Source organism: Streptosporangium carneum, assembly GCF_027922005.1.
In the GTDB taxonomy this organism is placed as follows: Bacteria; Actinomycetota; Actinomycetes; order Streptosporangiales; family Streptosporangiaceae; genus Streptosporangium; species Streptosporangium carneum.
This window is the reverse complement of the sequence record NZ_BSEV01000008.1, coordinates 102,342-123,293: the sequence shown is the minus strand read 5'-3', so window position 1 is coordinate 123,293 and position 20,952 is coordinate 102,342. Positions and strand designations below refer to the sequence as shown.

The window sequence follows — 20,952 nt, the reverse complement described above, 5'->3', positions numbered from 1 at the left end:
GTCTCGGGATGGCGTCAGTGGCTCAGGCTGAGGTCGCAGGCCTCGAGGATCCGGTCGACGTTCGGCAGCCACTCCTCCTCGAGGCGGCTCGCCGGGTACGGCGTGTCGTACCCGGTGACCCGCAGGATCGGCGCCTCGAGCTCGTAGAACGCCTGGGCCTGCACCCGGGCGGCGAGCTCGCCGCCGATGCCGCAGGTCTGGGAGGCCTCGTGGGCGATGACGAGGCGGCCGGTCCGTCGTACGGACTCGACGACCGTGGCGTCGTCGATGGGCGAGAGCGAGCGCAGGTCGATGACCTCGACCTCGCGTCCCTCCTCCGCCAGCACCCCGGCGGCCTTGACCGCGACCGGCACCAGGGCGCCGTAGGCGACCAGGCTCAGGGCGTCCCCGGGCCGCACGATCCGGGCGCGCTCCATGTCGACCGCCGGGGCCGACGGGTCGACGTCTCCCTTGGACCAGTAGGACCTCTTGGGCTCAAGGAAGATGACCGGGTCGTCGCACCGGATCGCCTGGCCGAGCAGGTCGTAGGCCTCCTGCGCGTCGGACGGGCAGAGCACGCGCAGTCCGGGGGTGTGCGCGAAGTAGGCCTCGGGCGACTCGCTGTGGTGCTCGATCGCGCCGATGCCGCCGCCGACGGGGATGCGGATGACGACGGGGAGCGAGATCCGGCCCTCGGAGCGGTGGCGGTACCTCGCGAGCTGGGTGACGATCTGGTTCATCGCCGGGAAGACGAAGCCGTCGAACTGGATCTCGCACACCGGCCGGTACCCGGCCAGGGCGAGACCGATCGCGCTGCCGACGATGCCGGCCTCGCCCAGGGGCGAGGTGACGACGCGGTCGTCGCCGAAGTCCTTCTGCAGGCCGTCGGTGACGCGGAAGACGCCGCCGAGCGGGCCGATGTCCTCGCCGATGAGGAGCACCTTGTCGTCGGCCCTCATCGCGTCGCGCAGGCTCGCGTTGAGGGCGTGCGCCATCGCGGTGCTCACGAGTGGTCTCCTTCGGCTGCGGCCACGAAGGCCAGGTGCTCGTTCATCTGCCGCTCAAGGTCGCGCGGCATGCTCCCGAGGGAGTGGAGGAACGGATCGCCCGCCGCGGGCACGGGGAGGGCACGGCAGCCGCCGCGCAGACGCTCGGCCAGCTCCTCCTCCTCACGGGCCAGGTCGGCCAGGAACGCCTCGTCGATCTGCGGCGAGTGGTCACCGCCGGTCAGGAGGGCACGGAGCCGGTCGATCGGGTCGCGGGTCGCCCACTCGTCGTTCTCCGAGCCCGCCCGGTAGCGCAGGTCGTCGTCCGACGTGGTGTGCGGGTTCCGGCGGTAGGTGACCGCCTCGATCAGGGTCGGGCCGCCACCGGCGCGGGCGTTCGCAAGCGCCGCCTGGGTCACCGCGTGACAGGCGATGACGTCGTTGCCGTCGACCCGCACCCCCGGGAAGCCGAAACCCCGGGCGCGCTCGGCCGCGGGAACGCGGCTCTGCACCGAGAAGGGCGCCGAGATCGCCCACTGGTTGTTCTGGCAGAAGAACACCACCGGCAGGTTCTGCGCGGCGGCCCACACGAACGCCTCGTTGGTCTCGCCCTCGCTGAGCGCTCCGTCGCCGAGGAAGACCAGCACCGCTCGGTCCCGGTCAGGGTCGCCGGTGCCGACGTCGCCGTCACGCACGATGCCCATCGCGTAGCCGACGGCGTGCAGGGTCTGGGCGCCGATGACCAGGGTGTACAGGTTGAAGTTACGCTCCCGCGGGTCCCAGCCGCCCATCGTGGTGCCGCGGAAGAGCCCCAGCAGCTGGACCGGGTCGACGCCGAAGCACCAGGCCACCGCGTGCTCGCGGTAGGTGGGAAACACCACGTCCTGCGCCCGCAGCGCGGAACCCGCGCCGACCTGGGCGCCCTCCTGGCCCAGCATCGAGGGCCACAGCCCGAGCTCTCCCTGCCGCTGCAGCGCGATCGCCTCGGTGTCGACGCGCCGGGCCAGGACCATGTCACGGTAGGCGGCCCGCAGGTCCAAGGCGTCGGCGCCAAAGGGGACGCGGTCGTCCTGGCGCAGCCTGCCCGCTGCGTCGAGGACCGACCAGGGCTCGGTCGTTGGAGTCGCGGAGGTCATGGTGCTCCCTGAATCGTCGTGCGGAGCACTTTCGCAACAGCTGGATCCAGAACGCAATCAATGAGTGCAAGATGAGCGTAAGACGCTGACATTATGCGTCTGTCTCGGAACAAATCCCTATAATCGCGCGTGGTGCGGCATGTTCTTTCGCACTCAAGGAGGCGTGATGGACAGCATCGACCGACAGATCCTGGACCTTCTCCGCACCAACGCGCGCATGCCGGTCAGCGAGATCGCGCGACGCGTCGGCCTGTCCGGAGCCCCCGTCTCGCGGCGCATCGAGCGACTGGAGGCGGACGGGGTCATCCAGGGCTACGTCGCGCTCGTCAGCGACGCGGCGGTGGGCGAACTCGACGCCTTCACCGAGATCCGCCTCACCGGGGACACCGACACCCGGGAGATCGAGGAGATCGCGCGCCAGGTCCCGGAGGTCCAGCAGTACTACACGATCGCCGGCGACCCGGACGCCCTCGTGCGGTTCCGGGTCCGCAACGTCGACCACCTGCAGCAGGTGGTCAACGCCATCCGGCGCACGGGGATCGTGGCCGGCACCAAGACGCTCATCGTCATGTCGACGTGGGACCGCACCCGCTCACTGGACTGAGGGCGCAGCCGGGCGGGCCGGTCACCTACCACTGACCCACAAGCCGTGGAGCGCCGCCGGCTCCGCCCGGCCCCGACCCGCCGGCCGATGTCGCCGCGCGTGAGAGGTGCGCAGGGCCTTGTTGCCTGTCGGCCCGCTCACCGAGGGGTGATCCGCACGCGATCGCTGTCTCCGTCGGAGAGGAACGAAGCCAGCGCGCTCCCCTCCTCGGCCACCGCCGTACGGTCGGCGGGGGAGAAGCCGTTCAGCGGGGCGACGACCACGGTGCCGGTCTCGACGGTCCAGGTGCCGGCCACCCGGCCGTCGACCAGGACGACGCGAGCGCCGGCGACCGACAGGCCGCGGTGGGCGTCGTCGATGATCCGGCCGCGGTCGTGGTAGCCGAGGATCGCGTTGTCGAACGCCGGCAGGAACCGTACCGGCGCGGGCGTGTCCGGGTCGGGCCGCGGCCCGCCGGGCAGGTCGAGCAGCTCCCGGCCCCGCTCGTCGCGGAAGGCGACCAGCTCGTCCCGGATCGCGGCCACCGCGGCGGGCAGCCCGGTCAGGCCGGACCAGGCACGCAGGTCGGCCACGGCCGCGGGACCGAACGCCGCCAGGTAGCGCCGTGCCAGCTCCTGCCCCACCGGGTCGGAGCCGTCCTGCGCCGGCGGGTCGACGTCGCGCCCCAGCCAGGCGGAGAGCAGCACGTTGCGCACTCCTCCCTTCGCCCGCCACAGCCCGCGCGGCGGGAGCTGCGCCGCCGGGACGAGGGCCGGGATCAGCATCTCTCCCAGCGCCCGCGGCCCCGGCCCTGACCAGCGGTCGGCCAGCGCCCGTACGAGCTCGGCCATCGAGCGGGGCTCGCCGTCGGCCATCACCGCCAGGCCCGCCGCGGCGAGCCCGTCGAGATCCACCCCGGCCAGCTCGCGACGGTAGGTCCCGAGCACCCGCTGGCGCAGCATGAGGTCGTGGCGGGCCCGCCAGGCCAGCACGTCCTCGGTGGTCAGGAGGTGGACGGTGCGGCGCATGAGGTGGGTGCGCACCACTCCGCGCCCGACCAGCAGCTCCGACAGCACCGCCGGGTCGAACGCGCGCAGCCGTGACCAGAGTCCGACGAACGGCTCCTGGGGTTCCTGCGCCTGCATGCCGCACAGGTGTGCGACGGCGTCGAGCACCGGCACGTCGGCGCGGTCGAGCAGCAGTTGCCGGGCCAGCGTCGCGCGGTTGAGCGCCCGGGTGTCCAGAACGGTCGTCGGGGTCACGCCGCGGCCCGCCCGCCGGCCGCCCGCGTGATGGCCGGCGGGTCGCAGGACACGTCGGCGGTGTCGACGACGTCGATCCCCGCGTCCACGGCCCGGTGGACGGTGCGCACGCAGCCGTCGTGGCCGGGACCGCCGACCCGGCCGAACATCACGGTGCCCATGCGGGAGGGGCTGACCGGTGTCCCGGTCCGGCCCAGGGGGCGCGTTCTCATTGTGGGGTGTTCCCTTCGCTTCGATCGACGGAAGGCCGGCGAAGACGGGGGCAACCGTGAGGGCACGTCGTACGCCATGACGTGGAAGCCGTTGCCGGCGGTCAGCTGGCCCCACATCACCTGATCCGCCTCGGCGGGGTCCTGCACGTCTCCCGAGTCCTTGTACGTGACGACGGCGACGTCGCCGCCGAACACGGACTGATAGAACTCCAGTGCCGCACGGGCGTCACCCCGGAAGTTCACATGCGCCACAGACTTGACGGACATGTTCGACCCCTGATTTCTGCTCATCGTCTCCGGACGCCGTCAGGCGCGCCCGGCCGGCGGACTTGCTCGGCTGGGGACAACAGTCGCAGGCAAAGCGGCCAGGATGTGTCCTCTTCTTCCGGCAAGATGGATGCCATGCCGAAAACCTCAGCGCGGCTGCTGGCGCTGCTCTCGCTGCTCCAGACCCGCCGGGACTGGCCGGGAGCGCTGCTGGCCGAGCGGCTGGACGTCAGCCCCCGCACCGTACGCCGTGACGTCGACCGCCTGCGCGAGCTCGGCTACCCCATCACGGCCTTCAAAGGGCCCGACGGCGGGTACCGGCTCGACGCCGGCTCGGAGCTGCCCCCGCTGCTGTTCGACGACGAGCAGGCCGTCGCCCTGGCCATCGCCCTGCGGCTCGCCACCACCAGCGGCGCCGCCATCGAGCAGGGCGCGGCGCGCGCCCTGCACACCGTCTGCCAGGTCATGCCCGCACGGCTGCGCCACCGCGTCGACACCCTCCAGGTCACCGCCGTCGAGCGGCCGGAGCTCCGGCCGGACCCGCCGGTCGACAGTGGCGTGCTCATGGCGCTCAGCGCCGCCGTCCACGTCCACGAGGAACTGCGTTTCGACTACGCGTCAGGAGCGGACGACGGCGGCGCGCCGGCCCCGCCGCGCCGGGCGCAGCCCCATCACCTCGTCACCTGGGGCGGGCGCTGGTACCTCGTCGCCTGGGACCTCGACCGCGAGGACTGGCGCACCTTCCGCGTCGACCGGATCACCCCGCGCACCCCCACCGGGCCCCGCTTCACACCGCGAGAGCTGCCCGGGGGCACGGTGGCCGCCTTCGTGACCGCCAGGTTCAGGGGCTCCGACGGCTCCTCCGCCGACTGGTCGTGCCGCGGCGAGGTGATCCTCGACCTGCCCGCCGCCGTCGTGTCCCGCTACACCCGCGAAGGAGTCGTCGAAGAGCTCGGCCCCGACCGCTGCAGGCTCGTCCTGGGGTCATGGTCGTGGATCGGCCTGGCGTCCGCCATCTGCAGGTTCGACGCCGACATCGAGGTCGTCGGCCCGGCCGAGCTCAAGGACACCTTCGCCCGCCTGGCCCGCCGCTTCGCCAAGGCATGACGTTCGGAACACCGTCGCGACGCACGCTCGCGCGGATCCCACGCAGGCGCTCGCCGCTCACGACACCGGCTGTCTCATGACCCTCCTTCTTGACTCCATGACCTGACCGCGAACGTCCACGGGTTCTCGCGGTCGGGGCGGCCATGATTCCGGGCGATGTAGACATGCACGTTTCTATAGTGCAGGCTGCAATAGAGAGTTTTGCATCTAAATAGAGAGGAACCTCATGACTGCGGGAACCGGACAGACCACGGAAACCGTCGACGTTCGCCAGATCCGCGAGTTGCTCGACCGCATGACGGAGGCATGGAACGCGGGGGACGCCACCGCCTACGCCGCGCAGTTCACCGAGGACGCCGACTACATCACCTTCTTCGGCATGCACGTCAAGGGCCGCGCGGCGATCGAGGAGGGACATCGTGCGCTCTTCGACGGTCCGCTGAAGGGGTCCCGGCTCACGGGCGGGACCGGAGAGACCGCCCTGTCGATCCGGTTCCTCCGGCCCGACGTCGCCCTCGTGATCTCCACCGGCAACTCGTCTCTCGGTGAGAAGCCGGATCCGAGCCGGAACTCCGTCATCACGCTCACCGCGGTGAGACAGCCGGACGCGTGGCGCTTCACGTCGTTGCAGAACACCCGCAGGACCGACATGGGCAAACCGGTCGCCTAGGCGTCGTCTGGTGTTCGGCGGCGGTGTTGTGGCCGCCGTTGTGGCCGATTGTGGCCAGTTCGCCGTCGATCACCATCGGCCTGCCCGGCAGGGAGTCCACGCAGCGGGTGCCGCGACCAGCACGAACGCGCGCTGTCGCCCGCGGTCTGCTTCCCTCGCGTCGGCGCCACTCCTGTCGGGGGCGGATGCACGGTCAAGGTGGGGATTGCCCCGCCGGTGCGGTCATGGTCAACTCAAGGTCTCCCTCACGTTTCGAGAACGGATGGTCACGTGGCGCGATTCGGCCGCGCGTCAGCGGCCACGACGAGCACTGTGCCGCCTGTTTCAGAGCCGCTTCCGGCGCGGGCGGGGTGGACGGGGAATCCCCGGGCGTGTGAGGACGCCATCCCGTGCGACCTGCTGACTTTCGTCTCGATGAGGGAGATCCATGCGTCCGCCGTTCGCTTCGTCATGCCCTTACGGCGGCGCACCCCGGCGGCCCATGGCCTGCACGACGGTCTCAAGAGCGTCGAGTCGAGCGGCTCGACGCGGCCCACCCGAGAGAGGATCCCATGACCACCCTGACCACCCCGGTTTCCAGCCTCACCGCGACCGAGATCGAGCGGACCGCCGCCCTGGTACGCGAGGCCGGCCTGGCCGGCGAGAGCGTCCGCTTCGTCTACGTCGGCCTGCTCGAGCCGCACAAGCAGGAGGTGCTCGCGTTCCAGGCCGGCACCGGGCCAAGGCCCGACCGCCGGGCGCGGGTGCTGCTGCTCGACACCGCGACCGGCGACGCCCGGGACGTGACCGTCGACCTCACCGCCGACGCGGTGGCCGCGATCGTCGACGTCGACGGCTCCCAGGGCGGGATGCCGGTCCTGGTCGAGGAGTTCATGTCGGTCGACGGGATCCTCGCCCAGGAGCCGGCCTGGGTCGACGCGCTGGCCAAGCGCGGTCTGACCGCGGAGCAGGTGAGATGCGCGCCGCTCTCCGCCGGCGTCTTCGACCTGCCCGGCGAGAAGGGCAGGCGGATCATCCGGGTGCTCTGCTTCGCCGCGGCCGACCCCGACGGTCACGTCTGGGCGCACCCGGTGGACGGGCTGAGCGCCTACGTCGACCTGATCGAGAAGAAGGCGACCGAGATCGTCGACATCGGCGTCTTCCCGCTGCCGGAGGAGCCGAGCAGGTTCCACCTCCCGCAGGGGCGCCCGGCGCCGCTGGAGACCCTGAGACCCATCGAGATAACCCAGCCCGACGGGCCGTCGTTCCAGGTCGAGGGCGACCAGATCACCTGGGCGAACTGGTCCTTCCACTTCGGGTTCGACGCCCGCGAGGGCCTGGTGCTCCACCAGCTGGCCTACGCCGACCCCGACCACGACGGCGAGCTCCGGCCGGTCGTCTACCGCGCCTCCATCGCCGAGATGGTGGTGCCGTACGGCGACCCGGCGCCGGTCCGGTTCTGGCAGAACTACTTCGACACCGGTGAATACCTCTTCGGCCGGTTCGCGAACTCGCTCACCCTGGGCTGCGACTGCCTCGGCGAGATCCACTACGTCGATGTCGACCTGGCCGACGAGGCCGGGGACGTGCGGCGGATCCCCAACGCGATCTGCCTGCACGAGGAGGACTACGGCACGCTCTGGAAGCACACCGACATCTACACCCCGAACTCGGCCGAGGTCCGCCGCCAGCGCCGCCTGGTGATTTCGTTCTTCACCACGGTCGGCAACTACGACTACGGCTTCTACTGGTACCTCTACCTCGACGGCAGGATCGAGTGCGAGGCCAAGCTCACCGGCATCCTCTTCGCCTCGGCCTACCGCGGGCTGGAAGAATGGCCCTACGCCAGCGAGGTGGCTCCGGGCCTGGCCGCCCCGTTCCACCAGCACCTGTTCAGCGCGCGCCTCGACATGATGGTCGACGGCCTCCGGAACGCGGTCGACGAGGTCGACGCGGTCCGGGTGCCGGTCTCGCCGGAGAACCCGTACGGCAACGCCTTCAGCTACGCCCGGACCCGGATCGCGAGCGAGGCCGAGGGGGTGCGCAGTGCGGACGCCTCGGTCGGGCGGACCTGGCACGTGGTGAGCACCGAGCGCACCAACCGGCTCGGTCAGCCGACCGGCTACGTGCTGCGCGCCGAGCAGAACCCGACCCTGCTGGCGGACCCGTCGTCGTCGATCGCCGCGCGGGCGGCGTTCACCACCCGGGATCTGTGGATCACCCGGTACACGCCTGAGGAGCGGTACCCGGCCGGCGAGTTCGTCAACCAGAACCCGGGCGGCGACGGTCTGCCCGCGTACGTCGCGGGTGACCGGCCCCTGGACGGCGAGGACGTCGTGCTGTGGCACACCTTCGGCGTGACCCACTTCCCGCGGCCCGAGGACTGGCCGGTGATGCCGGTCGACCATGTCGGGTTCTCGTTGACGCCGTACGGGTTCTTCGACCGCAACCCCACGCTCAACGTGCCCGCCAACGAGGCCGAGCACCGTGGCGGGCACTGTCACCACGGCGACTGAGAGGCGGAGAGCGGGTACCGGCGGCCGGGGGGTGCTTCCGGCGGCGTTCGGCGCCGCCCGCCGCGCGGTCGCCCGCGGGAGGGGCCGGGCCGTCGCCGACGCCCTTGTGGGCCGGGGCCTGTCTGTCAGGAGGAGTGGACTTCAGGGGAAGGCCAGGCGCCGTCTTCGGTGAACTGCGATCCCCAGTAGAACGGGTTCACGTCGCGAAGAGTGCGAACGCCCCACCCCGTCACGGTGGAGTCGTCAGGCACCCCGACCTGTACGTCAGGCCCCCACAAGGCCAAGCGCTCCTGGCAGATGCCGCACGGAGGAAGGACGAGGACGCGGTCACGTTCGGAGGCCCGATAGACGCACACGGAGGCGGTGATCTTCTTGTTGAGCGTGTAGGCCTGGCAGATGGCGCCAGTCTCATGACACAGGGACACTCCGCCGTTGAGATTGTCCAGGCCGACGCTGGTGAGGATCTGCCCGTCCTCCAGGTAGACGGCCGCGGCGCCGCCCGGCTCATCAGCCGGCCATCGCCGATCCATCTGTGCGACGGCCGCGTCGACAAGGGTTTGATCAAGCTGCATGCAGGCATCGTGCCACATCGAGGCGGTCGGATCCTTGCCGCCCCGGGCTCGGAACCGCTCCTGACCTGGGCCTTCTTGCTTGGAGCGGGTGGCGGGAGTCGAACCGGACGGGCGAGAGGGTTCTCACCCGTCGACGAAAGCGGGCGCCGCGGTCTGACAGGCCGCGGCGCCCAGCGGGATCAGTCGACGACGTTCAGCCGGTTCGGGACGGTGTTGAGCTCCTCCGGGCCGTCCGCGGTCAGCAGCACGGTGCCGCCGACGCAATCGAAGGCGCCGCCTTCTCGTGCGTGAAGCCGGAGACCCTGAACTTACCGGGGTTCTCCCAGGAGGGCGGAGAGAACCGCTGAGGGCAGTACGCCGCCGTCGGCGAACGGCCGTCGGCGAAGGAGCTCCTCGGCGGATCGACGGGGCACGCCGGCCCCGTGAATCACCTGGACGGCGTGTCCGGCGGGGAGCAGGTCGAGCCAGCGGAGCACGGCCGCCCGGTGGGCGTCGGCGACCAGCTCACCGTGCACCCTGAGCCTGGCCAGACCGCCGTCGGGGAAGACGTCGAGGCGGACGTGCGTCACGGGCGCGGCCGACACCGAGCGGAAGAAGTGACGCGTGTCCGGCTGCAGCCGGGTCTTCGGAACCAGGTCGAACCACTGCGCGTCCTCGTCCGGACGGTCGGCGTCGGTCCCGCTCAGCGAGGCCCAGCCTGCCGCGTTGCCGACGAAGTACGACGTGTCGATCTCCACCCGGCGGACCCGCCCACGGGCCGCCAGCCTGATCGACACATGGTCGTTGCCGCCGTCGCGGCGGCGGGCGTTCTCCCAGCCGTCGCCCATGATCCTGGCCCTGCCGGGCAGCAGCAGCTGCACCGGCGAGGAGTAGAACGTGTTCGAGCAGTCCACCACGTCCCCGCCGTGCTCCAGCGCGGCCAGGTCGATGGTGCCGTCCAGGAACCGCGGGTCCGGCACCGGCTCGCCGTGCACCCGGAACCGGGCCACCCCGCCGTCGGGGTAGATGCTCAGCCGGACATGCGTCCAGCGCCGCCGGTCCGCCACCTCGAACGCGTTCTCGGCGTCGCCCTTGATCGCGCTCTTCCCGACGATCGTCTCCCAGCTCGCCCGCTCCAGCTCGGCCGGTGACGGCGCTCCCTCGACGCTGGTCGCCTCCACCGAGGCGTACGGCGGATAGTTGCCCTTGAACCAGGCGGTGTCGATCACCACACCGTGCACCACGCCGGGGACGCCGAGCCGGACGATCGCGCAGTCGTTCCCGGGCTCGCGCCGGCGACGGGTCTCCCAGCCGTCGTACACCTTGCCCTTGTGGCCGAAGTCCTCCGCCGAGAACACCGCGGGACCGGCCTTGATCAGGTTCTCGCGCTCGGCGAACAACTCGTCGTTGGCATACACGACACTGCCGGCCAGCGCACGCGAGGCCAGGTCCGGAAAGCGGGTGAAAGTCATATTTCTCCTCGGTTGAGCAGCCGGCCCCGCGGCGGGCCGTCGATGTCGATCCGTACGCCGCGCAGCCAGCTGCCGCGGACCACGCCGGTGAGCCTGCGGCCGTGGTAGGGCGTCACGGGGTTGCGGTGGTGCAGCCGGTCCCTGTCGACCGTGAACGCCTGGTCGGGCGCGAACACGCAGAAGTCGGCCTGGTAGCCCGGCGCGATCCGGCCCTTGCGGGACAGTCCCGCCACCTCCGCGGGGCGTTCGGCCATCCAGCGCACCACGTCGGCCGGCGTGTGGCCGCGGCGTCCGGCCTCGGTCCACACCGCGGGCAGGCCGAGTTGCAGTGACGCGATGCCGCCCCAGGCGGCGCCGAAGTCACCGGTGTCGAACCGCTTGAGCTCCGGTGTGCACGGCGAGTGGTCGGAGACCACGCAGTCGATCGTGCCGTCGGCGAGTCCCTGCCAGAGCGACTCGCGGTTGGCCGCCTCGCGGATCGGCGGGCAGCACTTGAACTGGGTGGCTCCCTCGGTGATCTCCTCGGCGCTGAACGTCAGGTAGTGCGGGCAGGTCTCCACGGTGATCCGGACGCCGTCGTGCCGGGCGGAGCGGATCATCGGCAGCGCGTCCGAGCTGGACAGGTGCAGGATGTGCACCCGGCAGCCGGTCCGGCGGGCCAGCTCGATGACGCGCGCGACCGCGAGGTTCTCCGCGTCGCGCGGCCGGGAGCGCAGGAAGTCCCGGTAGCTCGCGCCGTGCGCGGGCGGGGCGTGGTCGATCACGTGCGGGTCCTCGGCGTGCACGATCATCAGCGCGTCGAACGCCCTGATCTCCCGGAGCGCGTCCGCCAGCTCGCCCGGCTCCAGATGGGGGAACTCGTCCACGCCCGAGTGCAGCAGGAAGCACTTGAACCCGAACACGCCCGCGTCGTGGAGCCCGCGCAGCTCGCGCAGGTTGCCCGGTACGGCGCCGCCCCAGAAGCCGACGTCGACGTGCACCCGCCCCTCGGCGGCCTCCCGCTTCACCCGCAGCGCCGCCGCGTCGACGGTGGGCGGGACGCTGTTCAGCGGCATGTCGACGATCGTCGTGACGCCGCCGGCCGCGGCCGCCCGGGTGGCGGTCCCGAATCCCTCCCACTCGGTCCGGCCGGGGTCGTTCACGTGCACGTGACTGTCCACGAGGCCGGGCAGCAGCACCTCGTCGTCGCCGAGCTCGATGACCTCGGCGGCGTCGAGACCGGCGTCCAGCGGCTCGACCGCGACGACCGTCCCGCCCCGTACGCCGACGCTGCGTGCCGCCTCTCCGTCGGCGGTGACCACTCGACGGGCCCTGAACAGCAGGTCCAGCCCGGCCATCAGGCGTCACCTCCACGGCTTCGCCGTCCCGCGTCGGTCGACCGGACGCCGGTCGCGGTCCCGGTGGTGATCGGCCACCCGGTCACGGCCTTGGGGCGCGGCGTCCCGTAGGTGCGTACCTTGCTCGTGGTGAGGCCGAGCCGGACGAGCCCTTCGGCGAGGGCGACCGCGGCGGCGACGCCGTCGACGACGGGTACCCCGGTGGCGGCGGTGATCTCCCGGTCGAGGCCGGCCATTCCGCCGCACCCGAGGCAGATCACCTCGGCCCGGTCGTCGACGACGGCTTCGCGGGCCTGGGCGACGATCGCGTCGACGGCCAGGGCGGGGTCCCTCTCGAGCTCGAGAACCGACAACCCGCTGGCCCGGACCGACGCGCACCGGCCGGTCAGCCCGGCGAGCCGCAGCCTGTCCTCGATCTGCGGTACGGCACGGTCCAGCGTGGTGACGACCGAGTACGTGCGTCCGATCAGCATCGCGACCTGTGCGGCCGCCTCGGTGATGTCCACCACGGGGACGTCGAGCAGCTCCTGCAGCCCCTCGCGGCCGTGCTCGCCGTACCCGGCCTGGATCACCGCGTCGTACGGCTCGTCGTATCGGACGACCCGGTCCATCACGGCGACCGCCGCCAGATAGCTCTCGAAGTTCCCCTCCACCGACTCGGGCCCGAACGACGGGGTGAGGCCGACGATCTCGACGCCCGGCGACGCGTGCGCCGCGGCCTGGGCACGGATCGTGTCGGTCATCGACGAGGTGGTGTTCACGTTCACGATCAGGATGCGCATGTCAGCCCCCTGTCCTGCCGCCGACGCGCACGGCACGTAGTTCGGGTGGGGCGATGCCGACGAGGGCGTGGAGCTCGGCTTCGCCGACGGCGCCGCAGTCGAGACCTCGGGCGAGAAACCCGGCCATCGCCCGGGCGGTCGCGGGCTCGTCGAGGAAGCCGGACTCCTCGCGTTCGAGATAGCCGCGTAGCCGGGCGGCCGCGGCCTGCAGTCCTTCCCGGAAGAAGGCGTAGACGGCGGCGTACCGGCTCGGAAGCTGGGCCGGATGCAGGTCCCAGCCCTGGTGGACGCCGCCCTCCAGGGCGCGCCGGACCAGGCGCGCGTGCAGCCTCCAAGCGGCGCGGACCGCGTCACCGTCGCCGACCGGGAGCACGTTGGTCGAGCCGTCGCAGACGCGTACGCCGGTGCCGGCGGCGGCGACCTGCATCACCGCCTTGGCGTGGTCGGCGACCGGATGCTCCACGCTCTGGTACGCCGCCGACACCCCGAGCGCCGCCGAGTAGTCGTAGGTGCCGTAGTGCAGGCCCGTGCAGCGTCCGGCCGAGGCGCGGATCATCGGCGCCAGCGGCGAGACGCCGTCCGTGCCGAGGATCGCCTGCGGTGTCTCCACCTGGATCTCGAACCGCAGGCTCCCGGCTTCCAGCCCGTACGCCGCCTCCAGCCGCTCGCCGGTCAGCACCATCGCCTCCACCTGCTCGACGGACGTCACCTTCGGGAGCGTGACGACGAAGCCGCCGGGCGGCGGGCCGAGGGTCTCCAGGAAGAGCGCCAGGGTGCGCAGGCCGCGCCGCCGGGTCGGCGCCTCGAAACTCTTGAACCGGATTCCGCAGAAGGGCGAGCCGTCGCCGGCGGCGACAGCGGCGGCGAGGGCCTTCGCGGCGGTCCGGGCGGCGGCGTCCTCCTCGGCGTCCGAGCGGTTGCCGTAGCCGTCCTCGAAGTCGATCCTCAGGTCCTCGACCGGCTCGCGCTCCAGCTTGGCCCGGACCAGGTCATACACCTCCGCCGCCGTCCGCGGCGGCAGGTCGAGCGCGTCGGCGAACTCCATGGCGGTCCGGCCGTGCTCGGCCAGCGCCGCCCGGGCCCTTCGGCCCCATGTTCGTACGGTGTCCGGCGTGTAGCGGTCGGCCGGGACGTAGACGGTGTGCACCGGCTGCCGGCCGGACGGCTCACCGGGGTAGGCCGTACGCAGCCGCTCGTCCGCCGCGGCGAGCCGGGTGTCGAGCTCGGCGGCGAGGTCGGCGCTGAGCTCGGTGAAGCGTCCGGTGCCGCTCATGGGCCGGCCTCGACGACGCGGAAGGAGGCGGGGAACGGCAGCGCCGGGTCGCGGCGCATGCGGTCACGCTCGGAGCAGGCGGCCTTCATCGTCTCGAAGCAGGTCCGCGCGCGGAACCGCACCGGCTCCTCCAGCACGTCCAGCGGGTGCCGGCCGTACCGATCGCGCAGCAGCCGCAGCTCCGTCGACCCCCGCATGCGGATCACGTCGGCGAGCCCCTTCTCGCCGAGCTCGGGCTCCCGGCGCACGTCCTCGCCGCCGTCGGCACGCAGCACCGGCACGCCGGAGCGGTGGCCACAGGTATGGCTCGACGGATCATCAACAGGACCTTTCGCGAACGCGTCCGTTGCGGACGACGAACTGGGGGGTGGGCTTGTCCACGACCGCTTGGGCCACGGACTCGGCGCGAACCAGGATGAAGTCGGCGGGGTCGCCGGCCTGCAGCCGAGCCGGCTCCAGGCCCAGCAGGGCGGCGCCGCCGTGCGCCGCGACCTCGTAGCACGTGGCCAGCTCCTCGTCGGTGCGGGCGTCGGTGCGGTAGGCGAGCAGGTGCGCGCGGTTGATCATGTCGCCGTCGCCGAACGGCGTCCACGGATCCCGTACCCCGTCGGATCCGAGGCCAACCAGCACTCCGGCCTTGAGCAGCGACCTGACGGGCAGGACCGGGTCCGCGCCGAGCGCGCAGGTGGTCAGCGCGACCTTCGCCTCGGCCAGCGTCTCGGCCAGGTCCTCGCGGTCGGCCAGGCAGAAGGCGTGGCTGATCGTGGTCGGCACACCGCTGGACCTCGCCCTGCGAGCGATCTCGAGCACCTGCGCGACCCCCTGCTCGCCGCCGTCGTGCAGGTGGATGTCGACGGGTACGGTGTGCCGCTCGGCCATGCCGTACAGCAGGTCGAGGTGTCCGTGCAGGTCGCCGTCGACGCCCACGGGGTCGAGGCCGCCGACGATGTCCGCGCCCTCCTTCAGCGACTGCTCCATCAGCTCCGCCGTCCCCGGCGCCGAGAGCAGCCCGAGCTGGGGAAAGGCGACGATCTGCACGTCCAGCAGGTCCTCGCGCGCCTGAGCCGCCTCCCGCACGCCGTGCACGTTGCTCAGCCCGTACACCGGGGCGACGTCCACGTGCGCCCGCCACGCCCGCGTACCGCGTGCGATCGCGTGGTCCATGAGCGCCGCGGCCCGCGCGGCGACCGGCGCGGTCATTCCCGCCCGCGCCGCGACGTCGCCCTCGATCAGGTCACGCAGCGTCCGAGCCGGAGTACGGCTCAGCCAGGGCTGTCCCCAGGTGGTCTTGTCGGGATGGACGTGCGCGTCGACCGGGGCGGGCAGGGCGAGCAGCCCGCCCGCTTCCACCACCTCGCACCCTTCCGTTCTGCGTTCCAGGGGGACGAGGCGGCCGTCTTCGACCAGGACATCGTGGGGGCGGACATCGGTGAACAGAATCTGAGCCATACCGGCTGATCCCCTTAACCTGAGGGCAACAGTGGCATAGGATTATCAGACATCAGATGATTAGAGAAGAGGACAAATGCGGCATGTGGGCCGGACCTCCCTCGTTGACTCCGCCATCCGCGAGCTTCGCCAGGAGATCGCGAGCGGCGTCTGGCCGGTCGGCACCAAGATCCCTACAGAGGGCCAGCTGGCCGAGGCGCTGGGCATGAGCAGGTTGTCGGTACGCGAGGCCGTCCGCGTGCTGGTCCACGCCGGCCTGCTCACCACTCGTCAAGGCGACGGAACCTATGTCACCGCGACCGACGAGAGCGAGGTGGCGCTCAAGCGCCGCCTGGACCGCGCGGCCACGATGGACATCATCGACGTGCGGCGCGGCCTGGACCTCGTGGCGGCCAGGCTCGCCGCCGAACGACGCAAGCCGGCGGACCTCGACGAACTGAGGGAGGCGCTGGAGCGGCGCACCGCCGCTCACCAGGCCGCGGACCTCGACGCGTTCGCCGACGCCGACGTGGACTTCCACCTGTCCATCGCCGCGGCCTCGCACAACCCCGTGTTGCTGGACCTGTATCGCGGCATGAGCGAGGCGGTGCGCGACACGGTCCGCCGTGATCACTGCATGGAACGTGCGGGGCTCGGCTCCGACTCCACCCACCAGGACCTGTACGAGGCGATCGAGGTCGGCGACGCGGCCGGCGCGGTCACGATCGCGCTCGCCATTCTCAACGACCAGGAGCGCGACCTCTGAGCCCGCGACCGGCGGCACGGCGGCCCCCCGACGCCGACGCGGCCTTCCGCATGAGCCGTGTCGTGCGGCGACCCGTCAGCGGCCTCGCGCCCACGGCCGCAGCTTCTCCGGATTGCGGACCACCCAGATCCGGGTGACGCGGCCGTCGGCGACATCGAACGAGGCTACGGTCATGACGACGCCGTCACGCTGGGCCACCAGGCCCGGCACACCGTTGACCGACCGTTCCAGGAGTTCGAGCCCCGGAGCCTTGCCGGCGATGGCGACCATGTACCGGGCGACGCGCGCGCCGCCTTCGATCGGGCGCAGGACGGTACCGACCACGCCGCCGCCGTCGGCGGTCATCACGGCGGCCGGGTCGAGGAGGTCGACGAGGGCCGCGATGTCCTTCGTCTCCCATGCCTTCTTGACATGCCGCACCGTGTCGGCCTGCCCGGCCGCCGTCACCGGAGCGCGCGCGCCGCCCACCCGCCGCCGGGCGGAGGCCGCCAGTTGCTTGCAGGCCGCAGAGGTCCGGCCGAGGACGCCGGCGATCTCGGCGAAGGGGTAACGGAAGACGTCGTGCAGGACGAACGCCACCCGCTCGGCGGGCGTCATCGACTCCAGGACGACGAGGAAGGCCATGGTCACCGATTCGTCCAGGACCATCTGGTCGGCGGGGTCGGCGCCATGGCCGTGGTCCCACTCGGCGCGGTCGGGCAGCGGCTCGGGCAGCCACGCGCCGACATAGCGTTCGCGCCGGGCCCGCGCCGAGCCGAGCACGTCCAGGCAGACGCGGCCGGTCACCGTCGTCAGCCACGCGCCAGGGGACGTGATCTCCTCCTGCCGACTTCGTGGCAGCGCGTACCAGCGCGCGTAGGCCTCCTGGACGGCGTCCTCGGCCTCGGCCAGTGAACCGAGCAACCGGTAGGCGACATTGATCAGCTGGCGCCGCTCGCCGGCTATCTCATCGGTGCTCGTCCCAGCCATCCCCATGCTCCCGACCGCCTTCTCACCTTACCTTTCGCAGGCCCGCGTCGTCGGGCTGGTGAGACCTTATCGATCCACTGCCCCCCGGGGCGGAACAGGAGGACCGTGACATGGCCACCCAGGCGACGGCACAGCGCAGCTTCTCGTTTCTGCGGATCGCGATCACCCTGCAGACCCTGACCATCTTCCTTCAAGCGGTCTCCGCCGGACTGCTGCTGACCTCGCCCTACGGAGAGACGCTGCACAGTGCCGGAGCCCGCGTGATGTACGGGGCGTCAGTGCTGTACGTGCTCGCGGCGGTGCTGGCATGGAAGCCGGGCGGCGGCTCGCCCCGGCCCATCTGGCACGCGTCCGGCTTCCTTGTCCTCGCCTCCGTCCAGGTCGTGCTCGGCATCGCGCACGTACCGTCGGTCCATCTCCCGCTGGGCGTCCTGATGTTCGGGCTGAGCGTGCTGGCGCTGGCGCGGCGCTGAAGTCTGACATGAGCGCACCCGGGATCGGCTGATGCCGACCTCGCGCCTGACTACGGTGCCACACCCGGCTGTTCGGTGGGCCAGGCCAGGGGTGACAGATGCCTGATCGCCTGGCCAACCTAAATCGCAGAAATGGGAGTTCACACCTTCATGGCAGGATATGGAGCAATTCTGCGGTCCCGGTTTCGACGTTCTCCACCGAGGGCGCCTGGCCGCCTGTGATGACGCAGAGCAGGCGGTGCAGGCCGGCGGCGGTGTTCACGGCGGCCACCGGATCGGCCCGGTCGAGGTGTCCTGGGCGATCTGCCGCAACGGCCCGGACAACTGATCCGTCGTACCGCCACCGAAGCGGAACCTGGCGAGATCACCGTTACCGAGATGCCGTCCGACCTGGACCACCTCTGGTTACGAGACTGGTCGCGAGACGCCAACGGCGAGCTCCACACCGCCGAACCACGTCTGGCAGCGGTCAGACCGGGCTCGTCACGTCCCCGGAACACGGAGCCGAGTGTTTCCCTGACCACCGGTGATCGCAGTCGCTACGCTTGCCGTTCATGACTGATGTGGACGAGCACGGTCGACCCGAGCCGCCTGTCGCGGGTGACGAGACGGCGACCCTCCTGGGGTTCCTCGACTACCATCGCGCGACATTGGCGTGGAAGTGCCGGGGTCTCGGCGCCGCGGGGCTGACGGCAACGGTGGGTGCCTCGTCGATGACGCTGGGCGGGCTGCTCAAGCATCTGGCATACGTGGAAGACCACTGGTTCTCCCACCGGTTGCACGGGCGGGACCGATCCGCGCCGTGGAACACCGTGGATTGGCGCGCCGACAGGGACTGGGAGTGGAACTCCGCCGCCGACGACTCCCCGGAGGAGCTGTTCGCGTTGTGGGAGAAGACTGTGGACCGCTCCCGTGAGGCGGTCGCTGAGGCGCTGGACGACGGCGGCCTGGACCGTCTGGCCCAGCGGTCCTGGCCCGGCGGCGAGACGCCGTCCCTACGGTGGATCGTGGTCCACATGATCGAGGAGTACGCGCGCCACAACGGTCACGCCGATCTCCTCCGAGAGTCGGTGGACGGGGAGACCGGGGAGTAACGCCCGGCGACGGGCCCTGTGCGGTGATCATCCATCGCAAGATGGTCGCAGGAGCGGTGGGGCCGGGGGCGATGTCGAGCAGGCTCAGGTTCCGCTCGCGGGGCCGCAGCCCTGAGCCGTCACGGCGGGAGGTCCCCGACGGGCTCAGCCGTCGGCGGACAGGCGGAGTTCCAGGATCTCCTCCTCGCCGAAGGTCTGCCCGGTGGGGGCGAATCCGGCAGAGGTGTAGAGAGCCTTGGCCACGACGTTGTCGGCGCGTACGCCCAGCCGCAGCACCGGCGCGCCGAGCCCGTCCCGCACATGCGCGACGATCTGCCGGAGGGCGGCCCGGCCCAGGCCCTTGCCCTGGTGAGACTTGTCGATCATCAAGCGGTACAGCCACACGTGGCCGTCGTCGGGATCGGGACCGTACATCGCGAAGCCCACGGCGCACTCGCCGTGCATCACCGCCCGGGTCACGAAGCCCGGCAGAAAGCGGCTTTCGGCGATCGAGTACAGGTTTGACGCGACGAGGTCGCGCTGGTCGTCGGCCACCGTCAGGTCGGCCACGTCCTCCCAGGTCTCCCGGCACAGGTCCTCAAGGCGCACATGAATCGGCATGAGGTATCCCTAGTCGATCCTCACGTGGGTCGTCATGTGAATTGTTCGCACAACCGCCTGAGATCCGTCCGCGCGGCCTCGTACGGGCGCGGATCACGAGCCGCCGTCCAGGGCGAACCGGCGGATCGGTGCGGACGAGGCGTGTCTTGCGTCGCTCCGACAGCGCCGCGTACGCCGCACAACCTGATCTTGACGTGGGAATCGACCATAGGAGATGGTCATCCGCGTGTCCCCGTCGAACGACGAATCAGCAGCCGAAGTGGTCCCCCGCGAAGGTGTGTCCAAGCCACGCCCACGGCTGCGGGCAGCCGTGGCGACCGTGCTTGCACTTCTCGTCGTCGGTGGAGCAGGCGCTGCCTGGTTCGTCGGGGGAGGTTCACACGATGTTCTTGCGCCGCCGGACGGTCCATGGCCTGAGCAGCGTGGGTTCATGGTTCTGCAGTGCTCGAAGGAAGGGCTGACACCGGAGACCCAGCCGGCTGTTGAGAGGTTTCTCCGTGCCTTGCCGGAGATCGAGAGCCTCACCGCCTACAGCAAACTGCAGATGGAGGAAGGACCGCTGGGGACTCGCAATGTTTGCGGCGTCCAGGCGCATTTTGTGGGCACCGCCCGCGATGTGAGTGACATCCCGAAGATCGCAGAGGAGATCGCGAAGTCACCGGCCTCCGTAAGGCTGGTACGGCTGCCGTCCAACTTCTGGGCGGGCAAGGCAGACGTGCGGATCATATTGACCGGCCCGGGCTCTCCCTCTCTCCAGCTCGAAAAGGAGGGGGCCCGTGCGGCGACGAAGGATGACAGAGAGATCATCACCGAGAAGATCCGGCAGGCGGTGGACGTCGAAAAGATCTATTACGAGGACAGCGCCTTCGCGACGAAGGTCAACGCCTTCTACTGTCCTGACCGGCTGTGTGCTTTCGATCCAGGTCCGGTCGAGCAGGAGACCCTCTACGTCAAGACCGACGTTCTCGGTGCGGTCAGGACGTTGAAGAGCACGCTTGGTGACGTGCCGGGTGTGGAGTTCGTTGTTCCGGTCAGTCTCGATGTGCTGTAGCCGGCCTTGGCCAAGGAAAAGCGGCCACCCCTGTTGTCGGCGCGGGAAGTCTTCAAGATCACGCACTCTGAGCCGGGGAAACGCCACCCTGGGTCTACGGTGGTCGAGTCCTCAACGCCGGCGCCACAGTTGCCTGAGCGAGGTCGGCGCCTCGGTCCACGCCAGCGCCTGCTCCTCGTAGACCACCCTCCAGCCGTCCCGGCACAGCGCCATGGTCAGATCGGTGTCCTCGGCCAGGGTGTCGACGCTGACGCCGCCGAGTGCCTGCAGCGCCGAGCGGCGGAAGGCCCCGATCGCCCCCGGCGCGGTGGGCGTGCAGCCCAGCAGGTCGAAGGCGCGGCGGTCGAGGTTGAAACCGATGACGTACTCGATGTGCTGCCGGTCTACGGCGCGGTCCGGGACGCCTCGGGGCGGGTGTTGGCCGTGGCGGAGGTGCTGCTCCCGGCCGACCGCCATGAG

At 71.0% G+C, this 20,952-nt stretch carries 22 protein-coding genes; 8 read left to right on the top strand and 14 right to left on the bottom strand.

Annotated features, from left to right (window positions below; genetic code table 11):
- Positions 1 to 14: 14 nt before the first annotated feature.
- Both PKF00_RS19210 and PKF00_RS19205 read right to left on the bottom strand, forming a co-directional pair.
- The gene (locus PKF00_RS19210) at positions 15 to 974 is read right to left on the bottom strand and encodes an alpha-ketoacid dehydrogenase subunit beta (protein WP_271219150.1); all 960 of its coding nucleotides are present in this window, start codon (positions 972 to 974) and stop codon (positions 15 to 17) included.
- Between the two features lie 8 nt (positions 975 to 982).
- The gene (locus tag PKF00_RS19205) at positions 983 to 2,101 is read right to left on the bottom strand and encodes a thiamine pyrophosphate-dependent enzyme (RefSeq protein ID WP_271218935.1); all 1,119 of its coding nucleotides are present in this window, start codon (positions 2,099 to 2,101) and stop codon (positions 983 to 985) included.
- 166 nt (positions 2,102 to 2,267) lie between these two features.
- Here PKF00_RS19205 and PKF00_RS19200 point away from each other — a divergent pair, with 166 nt between their 5' ends.
- Positions 2,268 to 2,705: an Lrp/AsnC family transcriptional regulator gene (locus PKF00_RS19200; RefSeq protein ID WP_271218934.1), complete on the top strand. Its 438-nt coding sequence runs from the start codon at positions 2,268 to 2,270 to the stop codon at positions 2,703 to 2,705.
- A 137-nt stretch (positions 2,706 to 2,842) separates the two neighbouring features.
- Here the strand turns inward: PKF00_RS19200 and PKF00_RS19195 are convergent, their stop codons facing one another.
- Both PKF00_RS19195 and PKF00_RS19190 read right to left on the bottom strand, forming a co-directional pair.
- Positions 2,843 to 3,946 carry a winged helix DNA-binding domain-containing protein gene (locus PKF00_RS19195; protein ID WP_271218933.1) on the bottom strand — a complete coding sequence of 368 codons (1,104 nt, stop codon included), beginning with the start codon at positions 3,944 to 3,946 and terminating at the stop codon, positions 2,843 to 2,845.
- On the bottom strand, positions 3,943 to 4,425 hold the full coding sequence (locus PKF00_RS19190; protein WP_271218932.1) for a VOC family protein: 483 nt from the start codon (positions 4,423 to 4,425) through the stop codon (positions 3,943 to 3,945). Before PKF00_RS19190 ends, PKF00_RS19195 begins: the two co-directional genes overlap by 4 nt.
- A 135-nt stretch (positions 4,426 to 4,560) precedes the next feature.
- On the opposite strand from PKF00_RS19190, the gene PKF00_RS19185 reads away from it, so the two are divergent.
- The 3 genes from PKF00_RS19185 to PKF00_RS19175 all read left to right on the top strand — a co-directional run bounded on the left by PKF00_RS19185 (position 4,561) and on the right by PKF00_RS19175 (position 8,697).
- Entirely contained in the window at positions 4,561 to 5,532 is a 972-nt protein-coding gene (locus PKF00_RS19185; protein WP_271218931.1) for a helix-turn-helix transcriptional regulator, read from the top strand.
- Between the two features lie 226 nt (positions 5,533 to 5,758).
- Positions 5,759 to 6,202, top strand: a complete 444-nt coding sequence (locus tag PKF00_RS19180) for an SgcJ/EcaC family oxidoreductase (protein ID WP_271218930.1) — start codon at positions 5,759 to 5,761, stop codon at positions 6,200 to 6,202.
- A gap of 551 nt (positions 6,203 to 6,753) precedes the next feature.
- Complete coding sequence (locus tag PKF00_RS19175) at positions 6,754 to 8,697, top strand: primary-amine oxidase (RefSeq protein WP_271218929.1); 1,944 nt, start codon at positions 6,754 to 6,756, stop codon at positions 8,695 to 8,697.
- Positions 8,698 to 8,822: 125 nt separating this feature from the next.
- Here PKF00_RS19175 and PKF00_RS19170 read toward each other — a convergent pair whose 3' ends face one another.
- The 7 genes from PKF00_RS19170 to PKF00_RS19140 form a co-directional block, all read right to left on the bottom strand.
- Entirely contained in the window at positions 8,823 to 9,287 is a 465-nt protein-coding gene (locus PKF00_RS19170; RefSeq protein ID WP_271218928.1) for a cytidine deaminase, read from the bottom strand.
- Positions 9,288 to 9,577: 290 nt separating this feature from the next.
- The gene (alc, locus tag PKF00_RS19165; RefSeq protein ID WP_271218927.1) at positions 9,578 to 10,720 is read right to left on the bottom strand and encodes an allantoicase; all 1,143 of its coding nucleotides are present in this window, start codon (positions 10,718 to 10,720) and stop codon (positions 9,578 to 9,580) included.
- Positions 10,717 to 12,057: an allantoinase AllB gene (allB, locus tag PKF00_RS19160; protein WP_271218926.1), complete on the bottom strand. Its 1,341-nt coding sequence runs from the start codon at positions 12,055 to 12,057 to the stop codon at positions 10,717 to 10,719. Before allB ends, alc begins: the two co-directional genes overlap by 4 nt.
- Positions 12,057 to 12,839 carry an aspartate/glutamate racemase family protein gene (locus PKF00_RS19155; RefSeq protein WP_271218925.1) on the bottom strand — a complete coding sequence of 261 codons (783 nt, stop codon included), beginning with the start codon at positions 12,837 to 12,839 and terminating at the stop codon, positions 12,057 to 12,059. Before PKF00_RS19155 ends, allB begins: the two co-directional genes overlap by 1 nt.
- Before the next feature lies 1 nt (position 12,840).
- On the bottom strand, positions 12,841 to 14,112 hold the full coding sequence (locus PKF00_RS19150) for a DUF6986 family protein (RefSeq protein WP_271218924.1): 1,272 nt from the start codon (positions 14,110 to 14,112) through the stop codon (positions 12,841 to 12,843).
- The gene (locus PKF00_RS19145) at positions 14,109 to 14,393 is read right to left on the bottom strand and encodes a hypothetical protein (RefSeq protein WP_271218923.1); all 285 of its coding nucleotides are present in this window, start codon (positions 14,391 to 14,393) and stop codon (positions 14,109 to 14,111) included. Before PKF00_RS19145 ends, PKF00_RS19150 begins: the two co-directional genes overlap by 4 nt.
- A gap of 37 nt (positions 14,394 to 14,430) precedes the next feature.
- A complete protein-coding gene (locus tag PKF00_RS19140; RefSeq protein WP_271218922.1) occupies positions 14,431 to 15,561 on the bottom strand; it encodes an amidohydrolase family protein in 1,131 nt (376 codons plus the stop codon).
- A gap of 76 nt (positions 15,562 to 15,637) precedes the next feature.
- Between PKF00_RS19140 and PKF00_RS19135 the strand changes: the two genes are divergently transcribed.
- The gene (locus PKF00_RS19135; protein WP_271218921.1) at positions 15,638 to 16,306 is read left to right on the top strand and encodes a FadR/GntR family transcriptional regulator; all 669 of its coding nucleotides are present in this window, start codon (positions 15,638 to 15,640) and stop codon (positions 16,304 to 16,306) included.
- A gap of 75 nt (positions 16,307 to 16,381) precedes the next feature.
- Here the strand turns inward: PKF00_RS19135 and sigJ are convergent, their stop codons facing one another.
- A complete protein-coding gene (gene sigJ / locus PKF00_RS19130) occupies positions 16,382 to 17,275 on the bottom strand; it encodes an RNA polymerase sigma factor SigJ (RefSeq protein ID WP_271218920.1) in 894 nt (297 codons plus the stop codon).
- A 110-nt stretch (positions 17,276 to 17,385) separates the two neighbouring features.
- On the opposite strand from sigJ, the gene PKF00_RS19125 reads away from it, so the two are divergent.
- Both PKF00_RS19125 and PKF00_RS19120 read left to right on the top strand, forming a co-directional pair.
- Entirely contained in the window at positions 17,386 to 17,748 is a 363-nt protein-coding gene (locus PKF00_RS19125) for a hypothetical protein (protein WP_271218919.1), read from the top strand.
- Between the two features lie 554 nt (positions 17,749 to 18,302).
- Positions 18,303 to 18,842 carry a DinB family protein gene (locus PKF00_RS19120; protein ID WP_271218918.1) on the top strand — a complete coding sequence of 180 codons (540 nt, stop codon included), beginning with the start codon at positions 18,303 to 18,305 and terminating at the stop codon, positions 18,840 to 18,842.
- A 144-nt stretch (positions 18,843 to 18,986) separates the two neighbouring features.
- On the opposite strand, the gene PKF00_RS19115 is transcribed toward PKF00_RS19120, so the two are convergent.
- Positions 18,987 to 19,442 (bottom strand): GNAT family N-acetyltransferase, encoded by a 456-nt coding sequence (locus PKF00_RS19115; RefSeq protein ID WP_271218917.1) that lies wholly within the window; start codon positions 19,440 to 19,442, stop codon positions 18,987 to 18,989.
- A gap of 214 nt (positions 19,443 to 19,656) precedes the next feature.
- Here PKF00_RS19115 and PKF00_RS19110 point away from each other — a divergent pair, with 214 nt between their 5' ends.
- Complete coding sequence (locus PKF00_RS19110) at positions 19,657 to 20,493, top strand: hypothetical protein (protein WP_271218916.1); 837 nt, start codon at positions 19,657 to 19,659, stop codon at positions 20,491 to 20,493.
- A gap of 111 nt (positions 20,494 to 20,604) precedes the next feature.
- On the opposite strand, the gene PKF00_RS19105 is transcribed toward PKF00_RS19110, so the two are convergent.
- The gene (locus tag PKF00_RS19105) at positions 20,605 to 20,949 is read right to left on the bottom strand and encodes a glycosyltransferase family 2 protein (RefSeq protein WP_271218915.1); all 345 of its coding nucleotides are present in this window, start codon (positions 20,947 to 20,949) and stop codon (positions 20,605 to 20,607) included.
- Between the last annotated feature and the right edge of the window lie 3 nt (positions 20,950 to 20,952).

Excerpts from the sequence above, each read along its gene's own strand:
- PKF00_RS19210 (WP_271219150.1), bottom strand. The coding sequence starts at position 974 with ATGGCGCACGCCCTCAACGCGAGCCTGCGCGACGCGATGAGGGCCGAC.
- PKF00_RS19205 (WP_271218935.1), bottom strand. The coding sequence starts at position 2,101 with ATGACCTCCGCGACTCCAACGACCGAGCCCTGGTCGGTCCTCGACGCA.
- PKF00_RS19200 (WP_271218934.1), top strand. The coding sequence starts at position 2,268 with ATGGACAGCATCGACCGACAGATCCTGGACCTTCTCCGCACCAACGCG.
- PKF00_RS19190 (WP_271218932.1), bottom strand. The coding sequence starts at position 4,425 with ATGTCCGTCAAGTCTGTGGCGCATGTGAACTTCCGGGGTGACGCCCGT.
- PKF00_RS19185 (WP_271218931.1), top strand. The coding sequence starts at position 4,561 with ATGCCGAAAACCTCAGCGCGGCTGCTGGCGCTGCTCTCGCTGCTCCAG.
- PKF00_RS19180 (WP_271218930.1), top strand. The coding sequence starts at position 5,759 with ATGACTGCGGGAACCGGACAGACCACGGAAACCGTCGACGTTCGCCAG.
- PKF00_RS19175 (WP_271218929.1), top strand. The coding sequence starts at position 6,754 with ATGACCACCCTGACCACCCCGGTTTCCAGCCTCACCGCGACCGAGATC.
- PKF00_RS19170 (WP_271218928.1), bottom strand. The coding sequence starts at position 9,287 with ATGTGGCACGATGCCTGCATGCAGCTTGATCAAACCCTTGTCGACGCG.
- alc (WP_271218927.1), bottom strand. The coding sequence starts at position 10,720 with ATGACTTTCACCCGCTTTCCGGACCTGGCCTCGCGTGCGCTGGCCGGC.
- allB (WP_271218926.1), bottom strand. The coding sequence starts at position 12,057 with ATGGCCGGGCTGGACCTGCTGTTCAGGGCCCGTCGAGTGGTCACCGCC.
- PKF00_RS19155 (WP_271218925.1), bottom strand. The coding sequence starts at position 12,839 with ATGCGCATCCTGATCGTGAACGTGAACACCACCTCGTCGATGACCGAC.
- PKF00_RS19150 (WP_271218924.1), bottom strand. The coding sequence starts at position 14,112 with ATGAGCGGCACCGGACGCTTCACCGAGCTCAGCGCCGACCTCGCCGCC.
- PKF00_RS19140 (WP_271218922.1), bottom strand. The coding sequence starts at position 15,561 with ATGGCTCAGATTCTGTTCACCGATGTCCGCCCCCACGATGTCCTGGTC.
- PKF00_RS19135 (WP_271218921.1), top strand. The coding sequence starts at position 15,638 with ATGCGGCATGTGGGCCGGACCTCCCTCGTTGACTCCGCCATCCGCGAG.
- sigJ (WP_271218920.1), bottom strand. The coding sequence starts at position 17,275 with ATGGCTGGGACGAGCACCGATGAGATAGCCGGCGAGCGGCGCCAGCTG.
- PKF00_RS19125 (WP_271218919.1), top strand. The coding sequence starts at position 17,386 with ATGGCCACCCAGGCGACGGCACAGCGCAGCTTCTCGTTTCTGCGGATC.
- PKF00_RS19120 (WP_271218918.1), top strand. The coding sequence starts at position 18,303 with ATGACTGATGTGGACGAGCACGGTCGACCCGAGCCGCCTGTCGCGGGT.
- PKF00_RS19115 (WP_271218917.1), bottom strand. The coding sequence starts at position 19,442 with ATGCCGATTCATGTGCGCCTTGAGGACCTGTGCCGGGAGACCTGGGAG.
- PKF00_RS19110 (WP_271218916.1), top strand. The coding sequence starts at position 19,657 with ATGGTCATCCGCGTGTCCCCGTCGAACGACGAATCAGCAGCCGAAGTG.
- PKF00_RS19105 (WP_271218915.1), bottom strand. The coding sequence starts at position 20,949 with ATGGCGGTCGGCCGGGAGCAGCACCTCCGCCACGGCCAACACCCGCCC.